Below are 19425 nucleotides of genomic sequence, written 5' to 3'. Positions count from 1 at the left end.
GGCGTCGTTAGGCGTGAGGCTCACGGCGTGATCGTCACCGTCGCGGTGCCGGTCGCGCCGCCGCTCGCGGCGCCGATGGTGACGGTGCCGACGGCGAGGCCCACGACGCGGCCGCTGCTCGATACGATGGCGACCGATGCGTCGCTCGTCGACCACGTGACGGGAAGTCCCGTGATCGTCGCACCCGCCGCGTCGACCGGCGTCGCGACGAGCGTCACGGACGACCCGACGGGGGTCGACGCGGTGCCCGGCGAGACGATCACGCGCTGCACCGTCGGCGCCTGCACGATCACCACGGCCTGGCCCACGACGCCACCCGTCTGCGCGAAGATCACCGCGACGCCGCCGGACAGCGCGGTGACCGTGCCGTCGCTCGCCACGGTCGCCACGCCGGGCGCTCCGCTCGTCCACGCGATCGTGCGGCCGGCGATCGGCGCGCCGCCGGCGGTGAGCGGCGTCGCGGTGAGCCGCGCCGTCGCGCCGACGGCGAGCCGCGTGGTGTCGGGGCTGACGCGCACCGCCGCGACGGCGAGCGCGGTCACGCGGACGACGACCGTGCCGCGCACGCCCTCGCTCGTCGCCGACAGCGTCGCCGTTCCCGCGGCGACGGCCGTCACGAGCCCCGTCGCGCTCACGCGGGCGACGTTCGGCGCGTCGCTCGCGAACGTCACGTCGCGTCCGCTCAGCGGCTGCCCCTGCGCGTCGGCGAGCCTGACGGCGAGGCGCGCGGTATCGCCCTCGGCGAGCGTGGTGCTCGCGAGCGACAGCGTGACCGACGCGACGGGGCGGGGGAGCACGGTGAGCGTGGCGCTCGCCGAGCGCCCCTCGATCGTCGCGGTGATGCGCGCGGTGCCGACGCCGGTGCCCGTCGCCAGCCCGCCCGAGGAGACCGTGGCCACCGCCTGGTCGCTCGACGTCCACGTCACGGCGCGCCCGGCGAGCGGTCGGCCGAGCGAGTCGAGCGTCGTGGCCGCGAGCTGCACGGTACCGCCTAACGGAATCGACGGCGCCGACGGCGCGACGGTGACCGAGGCGACCGGGATCGGGGTCACGGTGACGGCGACGAGCGCGGTGCGCCCCTCGCTCGCGACGGTGATCGACGCCGTCCCCGGCGCCACGGCCGTCACCAGCCCGTCCGGCGCGACCGTCGCGACGGCGGCGGCGTTCGACGCGAACGTCACCGTGCGCCCCGTCAGCTCGCCGCCCGCCGCGTCGAGCGTGCGTGCGCGGAGCTGCGCCGTGCCGCCGACGCGCAGGTCCACCGTCGACGGCTGCACGACGACGGACGCGACCGGCCGCGGCGTGACGGTGACCGTGGCGACGGCGTAGCGGCCAGCGAAGTTCGCGGCGACCTGGGTGGTTCCCGGAGCGACGCCGCGCACGATCCCCGTGCTCGAGGCCGACGACGTGACCGCCGCGATGCCCGCGTCGCGCGTCGTCCACACCACCGTGCCGCCGACGTCGCGGCCGCCGGCGTCGCGCACGCGCGCGGTGAGCGGCGCGTCCGCGCCGGCGACGACGGTGAGCGTCGATGCCGACAGCTCGACGCTCGCCGCGTCGATCGGATCGCTCGCCGTGCTCGAGCAGGCGGCGAGCGCCAGCGCGGCGCCCACCGCGAGGCGCCGACGCGTCATCGCACCTTCACTTTCACGGTCGCGCTGACGCTGCCGGAGCGCACCGTGACCACGGCGTCGCCGTCGTTCAGCGCGACCACCGTCGCGAGGTTGCTGAGGAGCGAGTTCACGTTGAGCGCGGCGACCGACGGATCGTCGATCGACCACGTGAACTTCGCCGTCAGGATCACGTTGTCGCTCGCATCGTACGCGATGGCGGCCATGTCCGCCGCGTCCTTCGGCGTCTTGCCGCTCTTCAGGTTGATCGCGCCGGGACGCACGTCGATGCGCGCGACGACGGGGGCCGGCGGAGGCGGCGGCTGTTGCACCGTCACGCCCGCCGAGCCGCTCACGCCGCCGCTCGTCGCCGTGATCGATGCCGACCCGGCGCTCACCGCCGTGACGACGCCCGACGACGACACCGTCGCGATCGACGGGTCGGAGCTCGTCCACGCGATCGGGCGTCCCGTGAGGACGTTGCCGCTCGCGTCGCTCAGCGTGGCGGTCGCCGTCGTCGTCGCGCCGATCGCGAGCGTCGACGCGCCGAGCGTGACGGACACCGCGGCGACCGGCGCCGGCGGCGGCGCGGTCACCGTGAGCGCGGCGGATCCGGTGACGCCCCCGCTCGTCGCCGAGATCGTCGCGCTGCCGACGCCGACCGCGATCACGCCGCCGCTCGGCGACACCGTCGCCACCGTGGGATCGGAGCTCGCCCACGTCAGCGGGCGCCCGGTGAGCACGTTGCCGGCGGCATCCCGCAGCGTCGCCGTCGCGGAGGTCGCGCTGCCGACGGTGAGGCTCGTGCTGCCCAACGACACCGCGATCGACGCCACCGGCGCCGGCGGCGGTGCCGTCACGGTGAGCGTCGCGGACCCCGTGACGCCGCCGCTCGTCGCGCTGATCGTGACGGTTCCCGGCGCCACCGCCGTGACGCCGCCGCTCGCCGACACCGTGGCGATCGACGCGTCCGACGACGCCCACGTGACCGGACGTCCGGTGAGCACGTTCCCCGCCGCGTCACGCAGCGTGGCCGACGCGGTGGTGCTGCCACCCGTGACGAGCGACGACGCGCCCAACGACACCGAGACCGTCGCCACCGGCGCCGGCGGCGGCGCGCTGACCGTGAGCGACGCCGACCCGCTCGCGCTGCCGCTCGTCGCGGTGATCGTCGCCGTTCCCGGCGCGACCGCGACGACCTGGCCGCTCGACGACACCGTCGCGACCGATGCGTTCGACGTCGTCCACGCGATGGGCCGGCCGGTGAGCACGTTGCCGGCCGCGTCGCGCAGCGTCGCCGTCGCGCCCGTGCTCTGTCCCACGACGAGGCTCGCGCTGCCCAACGACACGCTGATCGCAGCCACCGGCGCGGGCGCCTGCGCGACGACCGTCACCGACGCGGAGCCGGTCACGCCGCCGCTCGTCGCCGAGATCGTCGCGCTGCCGAGGCCGACGCCGATCACGGCGCCGCTCGGCGCGACCGTCGCGACCGTGAGATCGGAGCTCGCCCATGTCACCGTGCGTCCGGTGAGCACGTTGCCGGCGGCGTCGCGCACCGTCGCCGTCGCGAGCGTCGCGTTCCCGAGCGGAAGACTCGCAGTGCCTAACGACACCGTGATGGACGCGACCGCCGGCGGTGGGGGCGGTGGCGGCGGCGAGACGGCGGTCACGGTGAGCGTCGCGCTGCCCGTCACGCCGCCGCTCGTCGCGCTGATCGTGGCGGTTCCGGCGGCGACCGCGGTCACGGCGCCGGTCGTCGACACGGTGGCGATGGCGGGGTCGGACGTCGCCCACGTCACCGGCCGGCCGGTGAGCACGTTGCCGCTCGCATCGCGCAGCGTCGCGGTCGCGGCGGTCCCCTGTCCCACCGTGAGGCTCGGCGACGCGAGCGACACGGCCACCGTCGCCACGGACGGCGGTGGTGGGGGCGGCGGCGGTGGCGTCGCCGGCGTCGTGACGGTCACGGTGGCCGACGCGCTCTGCCCGCCGGCGGACGCCGTGATCGTCGCGGTGCCGTCGGCGACGGCGGTCACGACGCCCGACGCGGACACGGTCGCGACCGCGGCGTTGCTCGTCGTGAACGCGAACGCGCGCCCGGCGAGCGCGTTGCCCGCGGCGTCGTACGCCGTGGCCGTCGCCTGCGTCGTCTGCGCGGGCTGGAGCGATCCGGTGCCTAACGCGATCGTCACCCGCGCCACCGGCACCTGCGACACGCTCGCGGTGGTCGAGCCGGTGACGCCGTCGATCGTCGCCGAGATCACGGCGCTCCCCGCGCCGACCGCGGTCACGAGGCCGCCGGGCGACACGGTGGCGACCGCGGCGTCGCTCGTCGCCCACGTCACGGGGCGGCCGGTGACCGCGGTACCGAAGCGGTTCGTCGCGGCGGCGGAGAGCTGCGCCGTCGCGCCGGGCAGCAGCGACGGCGGCATGCCGCTCACCGCGACGGCGACGACGGGGTCCGGCACCACGCTCACCGTCGCCGTGCCCTGCGCGCCGCCCGCCGACGCGGTGATCTGCACCGTGCCCAGCGCGAGCGCGAGCACCCGTCCCGCGCTCGACACGACGGCGACCCGCTCGTCGCTCGACGCGAACGTGATCGGGTACGGCAGCGCGTTGCCGCCGGCGTCGACCGCGGTCGCCGCGAGGTCGCGCGCGTCGCCGACGAGCATGACGAGCGACGAGGGCAGGATGCGCACGCCGGCCGCGGGCACGGCGCGCACGGTGACGGTCATCGTCGCCGAGGCGCGCCCCGACGTCGCGAGGATCACCGCGGTGCCGGCGCCGAGCGCGGTCAGCTTGCCGTTAGGCGCGGCGGACACCACGCCCGGCGCGCCGCTCGTCCATGTGATGACGCGGCCGGCGAGCGCGTGCCCCGCCGCGTCGAGCGCCGTCGCGCGCACGGTGAGCGTGTCGCCCACGGTGAGCGACGCGGCCGCCGGCTGCAGGTCGAGCGACGCGACGTTCGCCGGAGCCACGGTCACCGTCGCCGTGCCGGTCGCGCTGCCGCTCGTCGCCGTGATGGTCGCCGAGCCGAGCCCCGTCGCCGTGACGACGCCGTCCGCACTCACGCGCGCCACGGTGGTGTCGGACGACGCGAACGCGACGGCGCGGCCCGCGAGCACGGCACCGGACGCGTCGGTCACGAGCGCCTCGAGCCGCAGCGTGTCGCCCACCGCGAGCGACGAGCTGCTCGGCGACACGATCACCGACGCGACGGGACGCGCGACGACGACGACGTGCGCGGCAGCGCTGCGTCCCTCGGCGGACGCGGTCACGTCCACGGCGCCCGGCGCCGCGGCGAGCACGAGCCCCGACGACGACACCGACGCGACGGCCGGGTCGCTCGAGCTCCACGCGATCGTGCGACCCGCGAGCACGCCGCCCGCCGAGTCGGTCGCCGTCGCCGAGAGCTGCGTCGACTGGCCGACGACCAGCGTGTCGGTCGCCGGCGCGACGGCGAGCGCCGCCACCGGCACCGCGACGACGGTGACGCCCACGGATGCGACGTGTCCCTCGCTCGTCGCCGTGACCGTCGCGACGCCGGGCGCGCGTCCCTCGATCGTCCCCACGCTGTCCACCGACACGATGCGCGGGTCGGTCGTCGTCCACGTGACGACGCGTCCCGTCAGCTCGCTCCCGTCGGCGTGCAGCGTGTGCGCGACGAGCGTCATGCGCGCGCCGACCATCAGACGTGCCGCGTCGGGCGAGAGCTGCACCGTCGCCACGGCGCGCGGGCCGACGGTGACGGTGGCCTTCGTGAACTTGCCCTCGACGTTCGCCGCGACCTCCGCGCGGCCCACCGCGACGCCGGTCACGCGTCCGTCGCTCGACACGCGCACGATCGTCGTGTCGCTGCTGGACCAGACGATGGAGCGGGGAAGCGCGTGCCCCTGCGGATCGAGCGCCTGCGCCTGCAGCGTCGTCGAGCCGCCGACCTCCAGCGTCACCGTCGGGCTGGAGATCGACACCGCCGCGACCGTGCCGACGACCGTGGCGCCGGTGATGCCGCCGTCGGCGCCCGCACCACCGCCACACGCCGTCGCCGCGGCCAGCGCGGCCGCCACGAGCGCACGACCGAGCCTGCGAGCCAGAGCGCGTCCGATCATGGTAGCGCCTTCTCGAGGTACGTCGGCGACGCGTGATGCGTGCGCGTGCCGTCGCCGAGCTGTCCCTCGACGTTGTAGCCCCAGCACGCGACGCCGCCCGCGGCGGTCGTGCCGCAGGTGTGGGCGCCCGTCGCGTCGATGCTCGTGAACGTACCCGGCACCCGCACCGGCGACGTGCGGTCGACGGTCGTGCCGTCGCCGAGCTGGCCGTAGACGTTGCGCCCCCAGCACATGACGACGCCGGCCCCGGTGCGCGCGCAGGAGTGCACGCTCCCCGCAGCGACCGACGCGAAGCGCATCGGCGCGTCGACGCGCGTCGGCGTCGCGCGGTCGCCGCCGCCGCCGGTGCCTAACTGCCCGTACGCGTTCCGCCCCCAGCAGTACACCTCGCCGGCAGCGGTGAGCGCGCAGGTGTGCGCGCTGCCCGCCGCGATGTCGACGAAGCGGAGCCCGCCGGCGACCGGCGTCGCGACGCGCTTGGCGTCGTGCGTGCCGTCGCCCAACTGCCCGTCGTCGTTCGCGCCCCAGCAGAACGCGATGCCGTCGGACGTGAGCGCGCAGCTGTGGCGCCACCCCGCGGCGATGGTCGTGAAGCGCGCCGACCCGGTCGTCGCGAGCACCGGCGTGGTGTGCGTCGCCGTCGTGCCGTCGCCGAGCTGGCCGGATCCGTTCGCGCCCCAGCACGCGACGCCGCCGTCGATGGTCACGCCGCAGGTGTGCGAGAGTCCCGTGCGGAGCACGCGGAAGCGGAGCCCGCCCGCGACCCGCACCGGTGCATCGCGGCTGCTCGTCGTCGCGTCGCCGAGCTCCCCGTGCTCGTCGTTCCCCCAGCAGTACGCGTCGCCGGTGGACGTGAGCGCGCACGTGTGCGCGACGCCCGCGGCGATCTCGGCGAACTGCACGTCGCTCGCGACGGGGACCGGCGTCGCGCGCCCCTCGGCGTCGTCGGCGCCGAGCTGGCCACGGTCGTTCGCTCCCCAGCAGTACGCGCGGCCGCTGCCGCCGAGCGCGCACGTGTGGCGTCCGCCGACGGCGATCGTCGAGCGCTCGACGGGGAGAGGCGCGGGCACCGCCGCGGGCACCGCCGCGGGCACCGCCGCGGGCGCGGGCGCGGCGGCAGGGGCGTTGGGCGCGGTGTCCGGCGTCGGGGTCGGCGTCACGGCGGCCTCGCGCGCCTGCACGCTCGCGGCGACGTTCGCCGCGCTCGGCGGCGCCGACGTCGGCGACGGCGCGGGGATCTGCGCGGAGTCGAGCGCGGGCGCCGCGTCGGGCACCGGCCGTGTCGCCGGCACCTCGATCGCGGGGCGACGGGCGTCCGTCTGCGCGGCGATCGGCACGAGACGCGACGCGCCACGCGAGATCGCGAACGCGCCCGCCGCGCCGACGATCACGACGGCGGCCGCGCCCGCGACGAGCCAGCGCGACCGACGCGTGCGCGCCTCGGCGACCCACACCGGCGTCGCGTCCGCGGCGCCTAACGGCACGGGCTGCGTGAAGTCGGCGCGCGACACGCGCTCGGTGGGGAGCCCCACGGCCGCCTTGCGGTGCGCCTCCACGCGCCGGCGGTGGGCCCGCAGCCACGGCGCGTAGTCGGCGGGGAGGACGCCGCGGCCGTCGATCAGCGCGAGCACGCTCTCCACGTTCGCCCACCGCGCGCCGCGCTCCTTCTGGAGCATGCGCTCGATGACGTACTGCAGCTGGAGCGGCACCGGGTCGCGGTCGGCGGGGCGCACCGCCTCGATCGGCGCCAGCGTGGAGGTCCGCTGCTTCTCGAGCATCTCGTACAGCCCCGCGCCCTCCCACGGCTGCCGCCCGGTGAGCATCTCCCACGCGACGAGCCCCAGGCTGTAGAGATCCGACCGCCCGTCCACCGCGCCGCCGGCGATCTGCTCGGGCGACATGTACGCCGGCGTGCCGATCGTCGTGCCGGTCTGCGTCAGCCGCGTGTCCGACTCGTCGACGCGCGCGATGCCGAAGTCGGAGAGCAGCACGCGGCCGGACCCCGCCTCGAGGAAGATGTTCTCCGGCTTCACGTCGCGGTGCACCACACCGTGCTTGTGCGAGAATCGCAGCGCCTCCCCGACGTCGCGCAGCACCTGCGTCGCGCGCTCGGTGGACAGCGCGCCCTCGTCGCGCAGCACGTCCTTCAACGTGCGGCCGGGGATGAGCTCCATGACGAGCGCGAGCCCACCCTGCTGCAGCCGGCGGATGGCGTACACGCCGACGATGTTCGGGTGCTGCAGACGGGCCACGGCGCGCGCCTCGCGCGCCAGCCGGGCGAGCGGCTCGTCGGCCCCGGGGGAGCGATTGAGCATCCCACCCTGCGGCGTGGTGACGAGATCGGCGGGGCCCGCGGGACGCACGACCTTCACGGCGACCTCGCGTCCGAGCTCCCGATCGCGGGCGCGATAGACGATGGCCGTGCCGCCGCGCCCGAGCTCCCCGAGGACCTCGTAGTCCGCCTCGAGGTCGACGAGCGTGGTCGGATCGAGCGCGTCCGCGTGCGCCGCGCTTACGGCATCGTCAGCCATCTGCCTCTCCCCTCCCCGTGCGCCGGGCGCGTGCAGCGGCGTCCGGCCGGATCGCTCGTCGTGTCGTTCCTCGATCGCTTGGCCCATCATGCTCCGTCGCACCGGCGTATGGGAGTGGCCCAACGCAAGAACGCGCGACGGGTGGCACGCCACTGGGGCGCGCCATCGGGATACCGACGCACGGTGAGTCGGTTCCAGGCGGCGGAATATGCGTGCCAGGCCGATCCGTGAGGGGGGCGGATCGCGTACCCGCTGTGATCTGGCTCACACGCGCCCTCCCGGGCATCGCGGTGAGGGTCCGCGCCGTCTACGGTGTCGTCCCAGAAGCAGACCGAGGCACGTGCCGGACTCGGGTCCACGCGGTACTGTACGACTCCTTCCCCACGTCTCACCCCGTCGCGGATGCCCGTCTCGCCCGGCCGCGTGCTCGTGCAGGCGCAGGTGCTGGCGCTCGCGCTGTCGCTCACGATGCCGCTCCGCGCGCAGACCGTCCCCGCCGCGCGGCTGGACGGCGTCGTGACCGACTCGGCGTCCGGCGAAGCGGTGCGCGCGACGGTGACGCTCGCGCCGGGCGGGCACGCGACGCGGACGAACGCCGTCGGGCGGTTCGCGTTCGTCGACGTCGCGCCGGGGGAGCTCACGGTGACGACGACCGCCGTCGGCTACCGCGCCGCGCGCACCACCGTGCGCCTGCCCAGCGGTACGTCGACGTCGATCCAGGTGACGCTCGCCCGCACCGTGCGCGAGCTGGAGCTGGTGCGCACGCGCGCCGAGCGTTCGCCGGAGCGCGCGCAGGCGGCGGCGCCCGCGGGTCCGAGCGTCACGAGCCTCGGCGCGCGCGAGATGTCGGTGATCCCCGCGGTCGGCGAGACCGACGTGCTGCGGGCCGCGTCGCTGCTCCCCGGCATCGCGGCGCGTAACGACTTCTGGGCGGGGTTCAACGTGCGCGGCGGCGAGTCGGACCAGACGCAGGTGCGGCTCGACGGCATGCCGGTCTTCAGCCCGTTCCACCTCGGGGGCCTGTTCAGCACGTTCATCCCCGAAGCGGTCGGCGAGGTGGAGGCGCGGGCCGGCGCGCTTCCCGCCTCGCACGGGGGTCGCCTCTCCGGCACGCTCGACGTCGAGAGCTCGCGCGACGATCGCGACGGCGTGCACGGCGCGGTGGATCTCTCCGTGATCTCCGCGACCGCGAAGCTCGGCGGCGCGCTCGGACGCGGCGGCTCGTGGAACGTCGCCGCGCGGCGCACCTACGCCGACGCGCTCGCGGCGGTCGTGATGGAGCCGGGCGCGTTCCCGTACCACTTCCAGGACGCGCAGGTGCACGCGACCACGCTCGTGCCGGGCGGCGGCACGGTGGAGATGACCGCCTACGCGGGGCTCGACCTGCTCGAGCCGACCGCGGCGTCGACGTCCGACGTGCTCGGAGGAGAGGGGAACACGTTCCGCTTCGACTGGGGGAACCGGCTCGTCGGTGCGGCGCTCACCCAACCGTTAGGCCCGACGGCGGAGGCGGTGCAGCGCGTGTCCTGGTCGGCGTTCTCCACGGCGTACGACGACGACTCCACCGGCGTGCGGCTCGCGAACCGCATCGGCGAGCTGCGCGTGTCGGGCGAGCTCACGCGCCGCTTCGGCCGCGGCGACACGACGACGAACGCGCTGCGCGCGGGCTACGAGCTGTCGCTCCTCCGCACGCGCTACGACGAGCACATCTCGTCGCTCGGCGCCGACGAGCTGGGGGCGACGTTCGTCATCGACGACACGCTCGTGCGGCAGCGGAGCGGCGCGCGCGCGCTGTTCGTGGAGGACGTGTGGACGCCGAACGCGCGGCTCAGCGTGCGCCCCGGCGTGCGCGTGGAGCAGGTGCGCGGCGCCGACTGGCGCGGCGTGTCGCCGCGGCTCGCGGTGAAGTACAAGGTGCGCGACGACCTCGCGCTCTCCTTCGCGACGGGGCGCTACGCGCAGTGGGTGCACGCGGTGCGCAACGAGGATCTGCCGCTCCGCATCGTGGACGTGTGGTTCGCGAGCGACGCGAACGTCCCGGTGTCGACGGGCATGGAGCTCGTCGGGGGCGGAGAGCTGTGGCTCACGGGCGACGACTTCGTGCGCGTCGAGGCGTACACGAAACGATTCGACGACCTCGTGGAGCCCGCGTCGACGGTGGATCCGCGGCTGCGGCCGGCGGAGCTGCGCCGCTTCGGCGGGACGTCGCGCGGCGTGGAGGTGCTCGTGCGCCACCTCGCGACGGCGCGCCTCAGCGGATGGATCTCGTACAGCTACGCGCGCGCGCCATCCGCGAGTCGGCGACGACGGGCGAGCGGTACTTCGCCGCGCACGATCGCCGCCACGACGCGAACGTGGTGGTGAGCTATCGTCCGGGCGCGCGCGTGGTGCTCGCCGCGCGGCTCGGCGTCGCGACGGGGACGCCGTACACGGGGTGGGCGGGGACGTACCCACGCTGGACGTACGATCCGGTGGGACGCCGGTGGCGCGTTCCGGGATCGACGAGCGCGGCGCGCAACGAGCAGGTGCGCACCGAGCGGAACACGGAGCGCTATCCGACGTACCGCCGCCTCGACGTCGGCGCGCACCGCGCGTTCCACCTCGGCCGCGCCGACTGCGATGCGTTCGTCAACCTCGTGAACGTGCTGAACCAGCGCAACGTGCTCCTCTACGCGTTCGACACCGCGCAGAACCCGCCCGACGTGCGCGGCTACTCCCAGCTGCCGTTCCTCCCGACGTTAGGCATGCGGGTGGCCTTTTGAAGCGCGAGGGCAGGAGGGCAGGAGGGCAGGAGGGCAGGAGCCCCTGGTGGCGACGCGGGTGGAGGAGGAAGGTCGCTCTTGCCCTCCTGCCCTCCTGCCCTCTTGCCCTCTCCTGTGACGTGCCCGCGCCGAGTGCGCCGGACCTGCAGCCGGGGATCGTCGTGTTCTCGGTGCTCGATCCGGCGAGCGCGGAGCAGGTCGTGCTGCTCATGCAGTCGCGCGCGTCGGTGCCCGATACGACGGGGCAGATCATCGCGCCGAACGACCCGATCGTGTCGTCGGGAGAGACGCCGATCACCGGCGCGCGCGTGGTGCTGTACGGGTCGACGGGCGACTCCGCGGTCGCCATCGAGGACCGCGTGCTGCGCAGCGACCACCTCGGCGCCGGCGTGTACCGGTTCTACAGCGGGCTGCAGTCCGTGGCGCCGCGCGGCGCGTACATCCCGATCGTCGCCGGGCGCACGTATCGGCTGCGCGTGTCGTCGACGCTCGGCGACGCGGAGGGCACCACGCGCGTCCCGACGGTGGATCGCGTGACTGCGGGCCCGGCGCGCAACCTCAACATGGCGCGCGACTCGGTGGTGCTGACGAACAATCCGCAGGCGGCCGGCTACGTGTATTCCCTGCGCGCCGCGAACGGCACGTCGACCGAGGGCGACCTGCAGTACCACCGCGACTTCGAGCGCCGCCTGATCCTGCCGACCGGCGACGCGTGGGCGTTCGCGTTCGTGCGCGAGCGGTTCGTGCTCGCCTCGCGCCACGTGCTCACCGTCTCGGCGGCCGACTCGAACTACTTCGAGTACTACGGCGCGCAGGGGGATCCGTTCGCCGACCGCACCCAGCGGACGACGCTGAAGGGGGCGGCCGGCGTCTTCGGGTCGGTGCTGGTGATCGTCGCGCTGCCGGTCACGGTGACGCAGGTGCCGTAGCCGCGGCGGGGTTGCAAACCGTTCGCCGCGGCGTAGTGTCTACCCCGGAAACATTCCGGGGAGACCCATGACTCGACCCGACGGCGTCCGCCGCCTCTTCCGCCTCGCCGACTCGACGCGCTCCGCCGCTCGCGACGTCGACGACGAGCTCCGCTTCCATCTCGAGACGCGCGTGGCCGAGCTGGTGGCGCGCGGCGTGCCACGCGACGAAGCGGAGCGCGAGGCCGCGCGCGAGTTCGGCGACGTCGGGGCCGCACGCGCGGAGCTGGCGGCGATGGACCGCGCGCGACTGCGCCACGGCGCCCGCGCCGACTGGTGGAGCGGATGGCGGCAGGACCTGCGCTACGCCGTGCGCGCGCTCACCCGGCAGCCGGGGTTCACCGCCACCGTGCTGCTCACGATCGCGCTCTCCGTCGGCGCGAACGGCGCGATCTTCAGCGCGCTCGACGCGGCGCTCCTGCGGCCGCTGCCGTACCGCGAGCCGGATCGGCTCGTCGCGCTCTGGCAGACGTCGGCCACGACGCGGACCGACAAGTCGAACACCACCTACCCGAACCTGCTCGACTGGCGGCGCGAGTCGACGTCGTTCGTGGGCATCGCGGGCTATCACAGCAACCGCATGGTGCTGTCGCGCGACGAGCGGCCGCGCGTCGTGTGGACGGGCAAGACGTCGGCGAACTTCTTCGAGGTGCTCGGCGTGCGCCCGGCGGTGGGGCGTCTGTTCGCGGAAGGGGAGGACGCGGTCGGCGCGCCGCGCGTGGTGGTGCTCGCGCACGACCTCTGGCGGCGCGAGTTCGACGCCGACCCGCGCATCGTCGGACGGAGCGTGCGGCTGGACGGCGCGTCGTACACCGTCGTCGGCGTGCTGCCGGCCGACTTCCAGTTCTCGCGCGTCGGCGCGGCGGAGGTCTGGGTGCCGTTCGACCGCGGCGCGTCGATGCGCGAGAATCGCGGCGGCGGGTGGTTCGACTCCATCGCGCGGCTCAAGCCCGGCGTGACGATCGAGCGCGCGGGCGAGGAGATGCGCGCCATCGCCGCATCGCTCGCGCACCGCTACCCCGACCCCGACGCCGACGTGAGCGTGCTCGTGACGCCGCTGCGCGACGAGCTCACGGGGAACGTGCGCCCCATGCTGCTGGTGCTGTTCGGCGCGGCGGGGCTCGTGCTGCTCGTCGCGCTGGCGAACGTCGCCAGCCTGCTGCTCGTGCGCGGCGCGTCGCGCGCCCGCGAGCTCGCGGTGCGCGCGTCGTTAGGCGCGGGGCGCGGGCGCATCGTGCGGCAGCTGCTCACGGAGAGCCTGCTGCTGTCGCTCGTCGGCGGCGTGCTCGCGCTCGTCGTCGCGAACGCGAGCGTGCGCGCGCTCGTCGCCGCCATCCCGCCGCAGCGCCTGCTCACGATGCCGTACCTCGCGCACGTGGGCCTCGACGCGCGCCTCGTGGCGTACATGCTCGCGCTGTCCATCGTCGCCGGCGCGTGCTTCGGCGTGCTGCCCGCGCTGCGCGCCGCGCGGCCGCGACTCGGCGAGCTGCTCCGCCAGGGCGCGCGCGGCTCGTCGGTCGGCGGCGGCGTCGGACGCACGCGCGACGCGCTCGTCGTCGGCGAGCTCGCGCTCACGGTGATCCTCGTCTCCGGCGCCGCGCTGTTCGGGCGGAGCCTCGCGCGGCTGCTCGCCGTCGATCCGGGGTTCCGGGCCGACCGCGTGCTCACCGCGTTCATCCCGCTGCCGCGCGTCGAGTACGCGAAGCCGGACCGCCAGCGCGCGTTCTTTCTCTCGCTCGAGGAACGGCTGCGCGCGCTCCCCGGCGTGGCGACCGTCGGCCTCACGTCGAAGCTGCCGCTCGACCCCGGGAACGCGACGTCGTACCGCGTGGAGGGCGAGCCGGAGCCCGCGCCGGGGCACGCGAAGGAGACGCTGTTTCGCGTCGTGACGCCGAGCTACTTCCGCACGCTCGGCATCCAGCTCGTGCGCGGCACGGTGTTCGACGCGGGGCTCGACAGCCTCCGGCCGCGCGAGCTGATGGTGAGCGAGCGGTTCGTGCGCGAGGCGTTCGACGACCGCGACGCGGTCGGGCGCCGACTCATCATCGGCTCGAACACGTGGACCGTCGTCGGGATCGTGCGCGACGTCGCGGTCACGCGGCTCGACGAGCCGCTGCGCGGCGCGATCTATCTGCCGTTCGCGCGCGCGCGCCCGAGGTGGCGATGCGCGTCGCGCTGCGCACGCACGGCGACGTGGCGGGGCTCGAGACGTCGCTGCGCCGCGTCGTGCACGACATCGATCCGGAGGTCGCGCTGTACCAGGTCTTCCCGATGGAGAGCCTGGTGCGCCAGTCCGAGTCGGTGTTCCTGCGCCGCTATCCGCTCATCCTCGTGACCGCGTTCGCGTGCACGGCGCTCGCGCTCGCGATCGTCGGCACGTACGGCGTCATCAGCTACGCGGTCGCGCAGCGCTTCCGCGAGCTCGGCATCCGCGTCGCGCTCGGCGCCTCGGCGCGCGACGTCGTGTCGCTCGTCGTGCGTCACGCGGCGGTGCTCGCCGCGATCGGCATCGCCGTCGGCGTCGCGCTCGCGCTCGCGCTGTCGCGGCTCGCCTCGTCGCTGCTCTACGACGTGCGCGCGACCGATCCGTCGACGTACGCCGGCGCGGCGCTGCTGCTGTGCGTGGTCGCGGGCCTCGCCGCGGCGATCCCGGCGCGTCGCGCGGCCCGCGTGGATCCGGTGATCACGTTGCGCGACGAGTGACGTGGCTGCGTGGCTGCGTGGCTGCGTGGCTGCGTGGCTGCGTGGCTGCGTGGCTGCGTGGACGTGCCGTCACGCAGCGACGCAGCCACGCAGCCACACTTGAGCGTGGTTGCCGAGACATCTGGTCCGCCGCATCGTGGGCGTCCGGCGCGGAGCAGGAGGCTCCACGTCGGATACGGTGTCGCGCGAGCGCGACGCGGCGTCCGCGCGCCCCTCTCTCCTCGTGCCGCGTCGGCGGACGCGGGAGGTGGCGATGGACCAGTCGTTTGCGGGAACCGAACGCGCCGTGACCGACTATCGTCGGGGCGCGACGTCCGGACCGACGAGCTTCATCCTCCAGGGGCGGCTCGAGGGGCTGCTCGGGCCGGACTTCCCGGAGCCGCTCGCCGGCGCGCGCGTGCGGCTCTACCGGCCCACCGACGTGCCCGAGGTGACCGCGGCGCGCGCCGCGGCGCTGCCAAAGGACACGCTCGCCGTGCTCACCGACGAGCAGGTGGCGGCGAAGGCGGGCAACCTGCTCGCCGAGGGGCTGCTCGACGAGGACGGCCGCTTCGCGATCACCATCAGTGCCGATCGCGGCTACGGCGGCGCCGCGTTCGAGATCGACGTCTACTGCGGCACCGTGCCGCATCTCCCGCCGCGTCCGCGGCCGCACGGCCCGGTGCAGTTCGCGCTCACCACGCTGCAGCCGCGGTGGCGCGTGCGCGAGGAGACGGCGATCGCCGCGTTCGACTACACGGTGCCGGCGCGCTTCTGGTGCGGCATCCGCACCCTGTTCGGCGGCTGGACCGTGTACGGCACGGTGAGCGCGGGGGCGCTCAACACGCCGGTGCCTAACGTGCGCGTCCGCGCGTTCGACGTCGACTGGCTGCAGAACGACGCCCTCGGCTCGGATCTCACGAACGGGGCGGGGCGCTACCGGATCGACTACGCCACCGACGACTTCACGCCGACGATCTTCCCGTTCCTGCAGATCGAGTTCGTGAGCGGGCCGGATCTGTACTTCCGCGTCGAGACGGCGGGCGGCACCGCGCTGCTCACCGAACCGCCGTCGCGCGGGCGCGCGGCGGACCGCGAGAACGTGGGCCACTGCAAGCGTGTGGACCTGCACCTCGACGACGCGCCGACCGATGGCGGGGACCTCGACCAGCAGCCGATCACGTCGTTCTTCCAGGTCGGGCGCTACCAGGCGACGACGGGGATCGACTCCGACCCACTCACCGGCAACGGCCGCACGCTGCACGTGAACCCGGCGCTCGCCGACCGCGCGTTCTTCGCCACGCTACCGCTGCGCGGCGTGCTCGGGCAGCACATGCCGTTCACCACCGACCCGCTCGAGTACCGCTTCGAGTTCGCCGAGTACGCGTTGGGCAGCACGAACGAGGCGGCACTGTCGTTCGCGCCCGTGCCGATCGCCGCGATCGGCGAGACGCAGATCGGCGTCATCCAGCTCTTCGACCCGTCCGCGCTCGATCCGGACGACATCCTCACCGAGCTGCGCGTGCTCGTGAACGGCCCGCCGGGACCGCCGCCGCCGAACGCCGACTACGTGAACGCGGACATCGTCGGCGGGTGGATCCGCGTGCCGCAGAACAACAACATCAACAAGGCGTCGGGCGGGCTGTTCGTCGCGAACACGGGCCTCCTCGCGAACGTCGCGTCCACCGCGCTCGCCACGTTCGAGACGATCGACTGCTCGGCGCTGCAGGCGGGCGACGCGGCACAGTCCGAGGGGCGCACGGTGCCGCGCGAGCACTTCTTCGCGATCCGGATGCGCGTGCGCCGGTGGGCGGTGGCGCCGAGCGAGATCGCCGCGGGGCGCGTGCGCCGCATGGCGATCTCGAACCCGACGTACACGAACATCACGCGCCACCCGGAGTGGAGCCCAACGCCGGCGTTCTCCGACATCGCGGTGACGGTCGTCGATCTCGCGGAGCTCTCCGGCGGCGCCGGGTGCACGCCGATCAACGCGACGCTCACGCCGCAGTTCACCGCGGCGCACCCGAACCTCGGCGCGGTCTCGATGTGGGTGGAGGGTGGCCCGACGCCGGCGAAGCCGCTCAACGTGCCGAACCCGTCGCCGGACGACCGCTTCGGCACCGCCACGCCGAACGGCTGGGTGCTGACCGACCTCGCGCCCTGCTCGTACCTCGTGCAGCTGTTCGCCGAGGTGCGCGTGACCACCGGCGAGGCCGAGCCGTCGGACCGGCACGACTACATCGGCTTCTGTCGGTAGAGCCGTCCTCGAGTCCGCAGATTACGCCGATCACGCCGATTCCCCTTCTGCGTAATCGGCGTAATCTGCGGATGCTCCCACCGAGGACACAGCAATGCAGCGTCGCGAGTTCCTGAAGCACGGCACGATGGCGGGCGCGCTCGCCGCTACGGGCAACCTTGCCGGCGCGCGAGCCGCGAGCGCCGAGCCGACGGCCGACGTGGCGCCGACGGAGCTGGAAGCGCGGCTCGACAGCCAGGCGTTCTGCCTGGCCGCGTACGACGACATCACCCCGGCGCACGCGTTCCGCGCCACCGACGCCGCGTCGGCGAAGCGGTGGCAGCGGCGCGCGCGGCAGCGGCTTCTGGATCGGATCGGCGGCCTGCCCACGACGCGCGTGCCGCTGAACGCGGAGGTCGTGTCGACGGCGGACTTCGGCGGCTACACGCGCGAGAAGGTCGTGTTCGACACGCGCGCGCACCTCTCGGCCGTCGGCTACCTGCTGCTGCCGACGGAAGGACGGCGTCCGCTGCCGGCGATCGTCGCACTGCCGGGGCACGGCCGCGGCGTCGCCGACATCATGGGCTTCGGCGTCGACGAGACGCCGTCCGGGCAACGCGGCGTCGGGTACGCGAAGGAGTACGCGCTGCAGTGCGTGGAGCACGGCTACGCGGTGCTCGCGCTCGAGCAGCTCGGCTTCGGCATGCGGCGCGACGCCGCGGCACGCCGCGCGGGACCGACCGAGAACTCGTGTCGTCCGGCGGCGTGCGCCGCGCTGCTGTTCGGCCAGTCGATGCTCGGCTGGCGCGTGTGGGACGCGATGCGCGCGATCGACTACCTGCAGTCGCGCCCCGAGGTGGACGGCCGCCGCATCGCCACGTTAGGCGCGTCGAGCGGCGGCACGACGTCGCTGTTCACCGCCGCGCTCGACGGCCGGGTGAAGGCCGCGGTGGTGAGCGCGTACTTCAACACGTTCCGCGACAGCATCGTGCAGATCTCGCACTGCCCGGACAACTACGTGCCCGGCCTGCTGCACGACATGGAGATGGCCGACGTCGCGGGGCTCGTCGCGCCGCGCGCCCTGTTCGTCGAGTCCGGGCGCGCCGACCACATCTTCCCCATCGCCGGCTTCGACCGCGCCGCCGCGACGGGGCGCCGCATCTACGACGCCTTCGGCGCGACCGACCGCTTCGGCTCCGCCGTGCACGACGGCGGCCACGAGTTCAACGGCGTGGCGGCGTTCCAGTTCCTGTCGCGGACGCTCTGACAAGTCTCACGCGGAGGCGCGGAGGCCGCGGAGAACACCTGAGCGGTCGGTGTCGTCCGCGGCCTCCGCATCTCCGCGTGAGACGAATCAGGCCGAGAGCACGATCTTCTCGCAGTTGTCCAGCTTGTCGTTGAAGATCTTGTACCCCTTCGGCGCCTCGTCGAGCTTCATGTGGTGCGAGATCACGAACGTCGGGTCGATCTCGCCCTTCTGGATGCGCTCGAGCAGCGGCTTCATGTAGCGGTGCACGTGGCACTGGCCGGTCTTGATCGTGAGCGACCGGTTCATCACGGCGTTCATCGGGAACTTGTCGATGAGCCCCGTATACACGCCGATCACGGAGACCGTGCCGCCGTTGCGGCAGGAGTGGATGGCCTCGCGGAGCGCGATCGGGCGATCGGTCTGCACGCGCATCATCTGCTTCGCGCGGTCGTGCAGATACTGCACCCCGTGGGTGTGCCCCTCGGCGCCCACCGCGTCGATGCAGTGATCGGGGCCGCGGCCGGCGGTGAGGTCGAGCAGTACGTCGGGGACCGAGTCGACCTCCTCGTAGTTGATCGTGATGGCACCGGCCTGCTCGCGCGCGCGCTGCAGCCGGTACTCGAACCGGTCGATCGCGAACACGCGCTCGGCACCCAGCAGATACGCGCTCGCGATCGCGAACTGGCCCACCGGGCCACATCCCCACACCGCGACCGTGTCGCCGGGCTTGATGCCGCACATCTCGGCGCCCATGTAGCCCGTCGGCAGGATGTCGGTGAGGAACAGCACCTGGTCGTCGGTGAGCCCCTCGGGCACGACCATCGGCCCGAAGTCGGCGAACGGGACGCGCGCGTACTCCGCCTGCCCGCCCGCGAAGCCGCCCGTGAGATGCGAGTAGCCGAAGATCCCGGACGGCGAGTGGCCGAGCATCTTCTCGGCGATGTACGCGTTCGGGTTCGAGTTCTCGCACAGCGACGTCGCGCCCGCCTTGCACGGCTCGCACGCGCCGCACGCGATCGGGAAGGGGACGACCACGCGGTCGCCGACCTTGAGGTTCTTCACGTCGCGCCCCACCTCGACCACCTCGCCCATGAACTCGTGGCCCATGATGTCGCCGGGCTCCATCATCGGCAGGAACCCGTTGTAGAGGTGCAGGTCGGAGCCGCAGATCGCCGTCGACGTCACCTTCACGATGCAGTCGCGCTGGTTCAGGATCTTCGGATCCGGCACCTCGCGCGCCTGCATGTTCTGCGGTCCCATCCAGCAAATGGCCTTCATCGA

Annotated in this window: 11 protein-coding genes; 7 read left to right on the top strand and 4 right to left on the bottom strand. The window is 74.1% G+C overall.

Translation table 11 applies throughout. From position 1 onward, the window contains the following. Positions 1-20: 20 nt before the first annotated feature. The 3 genes from J421_RS20695 to J421_RS20685 are packed head-to-tail and all read right to left on the bottom strand — an operon-like array spanning position 21 to position 8247. A complete protein-coding gene (locus tag J421_RS20695) occupies positions 21-1634 on the bottom strand; it encodes an Ig-like domain-containing protein (RefSeq protein ID WP_025413085.1) in 1614 nt (537 codons plus the stop codon). After that, entirely contained in the window at positions 1631-5716 is a 4086-nt protein-coding gene (locus J421_RS20690; RefSeq protein ID WP_104022879.1) for a beta strand repeat-containing protein, read from the bottom strand. Before J421_RS20690 ends, J421_RS20695 begins: the two co-directional genes overlap by 4 nt. Next, positions 5713-8247 carry an RCC1 domain-containing protein gene (locus J421_RS20685; protein WP_025413084.1) on the bottom strand — a complete coding sequence of 845 codons (2535 nt, stop codon included), beginning with the start codon at positions 8245-8247 and terminating at the stop codon, positions 5713-5715. Before J421_RS20685 ends, J421_RS20690 begins: the two co-directional genes overlap by 4 nt. Positions 8248-8649: 402 nt before the next feature. On the opposite strand from J421_RS20685, the gene J421_RS20680 reads away from it, so the two are divergent. From J421_RS20680 to J421_RS20650, 7 genes are all read left to right on the top strand, one after another. Further along, positions 8650-10611 (top strand): TonB-dependent receptor, encoded by a 1962-nt coding sequence (locus J421_RS20680; protein WP_025413083.1) that lies wholly within the window; start codon positions 8650-8652, stop codon positions 10609-10611. Further along, entirely contained in the window at positions 10608-11009 is a 402-nt protein-coding gene (locus tag J421_RS20675) for a hypothetical protein (RefSeq protein ID WP_158508857.1), read from the top strand. The genes J421_RS20680 and J421_RS20675 overlap by 4 nt, the downstream gene beginning before the upstream one ends. 119 nt (positions 11010-11128) lie before the next feature. Beyond that, positions 11129-11938, top strand: a complete 810-nt coding sequence (locus tag J421_RS20670; protein WP_148306437.1) for a hypothetical protein — start codon at positions 11129-11131, stop codon at positions 11936-11938. Positions 11939-12005: 67 nt separating this feature from the next. Then, positions 12006-14312 (top strand): ADOP family duplicated permease, encoded by a 2307-nt coding sequence (locus J421_RS20665; protein WP_025413080.1) that lies wholly within the window; start codon positions 12006-12008, stop codon positions 14310-14312. Beyond that, a complete protein-coding gene (locus J421_RS20660; protein ID WP_158508856.1) occupies positions 14261-14680 on the top strand; it encodes an FtsX-like permease family protein in 420 nt (139 codons plus the stop codon). The genes J421_RS20665 and J421_RS20660 overlap by 52 nt, the downstream gene beginning before the upstream one ends. Positions 14681-14966: 286 nt before the next feature. Beyond that, the gene (locus J421_RS20655) at positions 14967-16916 is read left to right on the top strand and encodes a hypothetical protein (protein WP_148306436.1); all 1950 of its coding nucleotides are present in this window, start codon (positions 14967-14969) and stop codon (positions 16914-16916) included. Positions 16917-17010: 94 nt separating this feature from the next. Next, the gene (locus J421_RS20650; RefSeq protein WP_025413077.1) at positions 17011-18162 is read left to right on the top strand and encodes an alpha/beta hydrolase family protein; all 1152 of its coding nucleotides are present in this window, start codon (positions 17011-17013) and stop codon (positions 18160-18162) included. A gap of 87 nt (positions 18163-18249) precedes the next feature. Here the strand turns inward: J421_RS20650 and J421_RS20645 are convergent, their stop codons facing one another. Next, positions 18250-19422: a zinc-dependent alcohol dehydrogenase gene (locus J421_RS20645; RefSeq protein WP_025413076.1), complete on the bottom strand. Its 1173-nt coding sequence runs from the start codon at positions 19420-19422 to the stop codon at positions 18250-18252. Between the last annotated feature and the right edge of the window lie 3 nt (positions 19423-19425).

The sequence above is a fragment of the Gemmatirosa kalamazoonensis genome (assembly GCF_000522985.1).
Lineage (GTDB): Bacteria > Gemmatimonadota > Gemmatimonadetes > Gemmatimonadales > Gemmatimonadaceae > Gemmatirosa > Gemmatirosa kalamazoonensis.
Note: the sequence above shows the minus strand (reverse complement) of the source record. Positions and strands in the feature narration are given on the sequence as shown.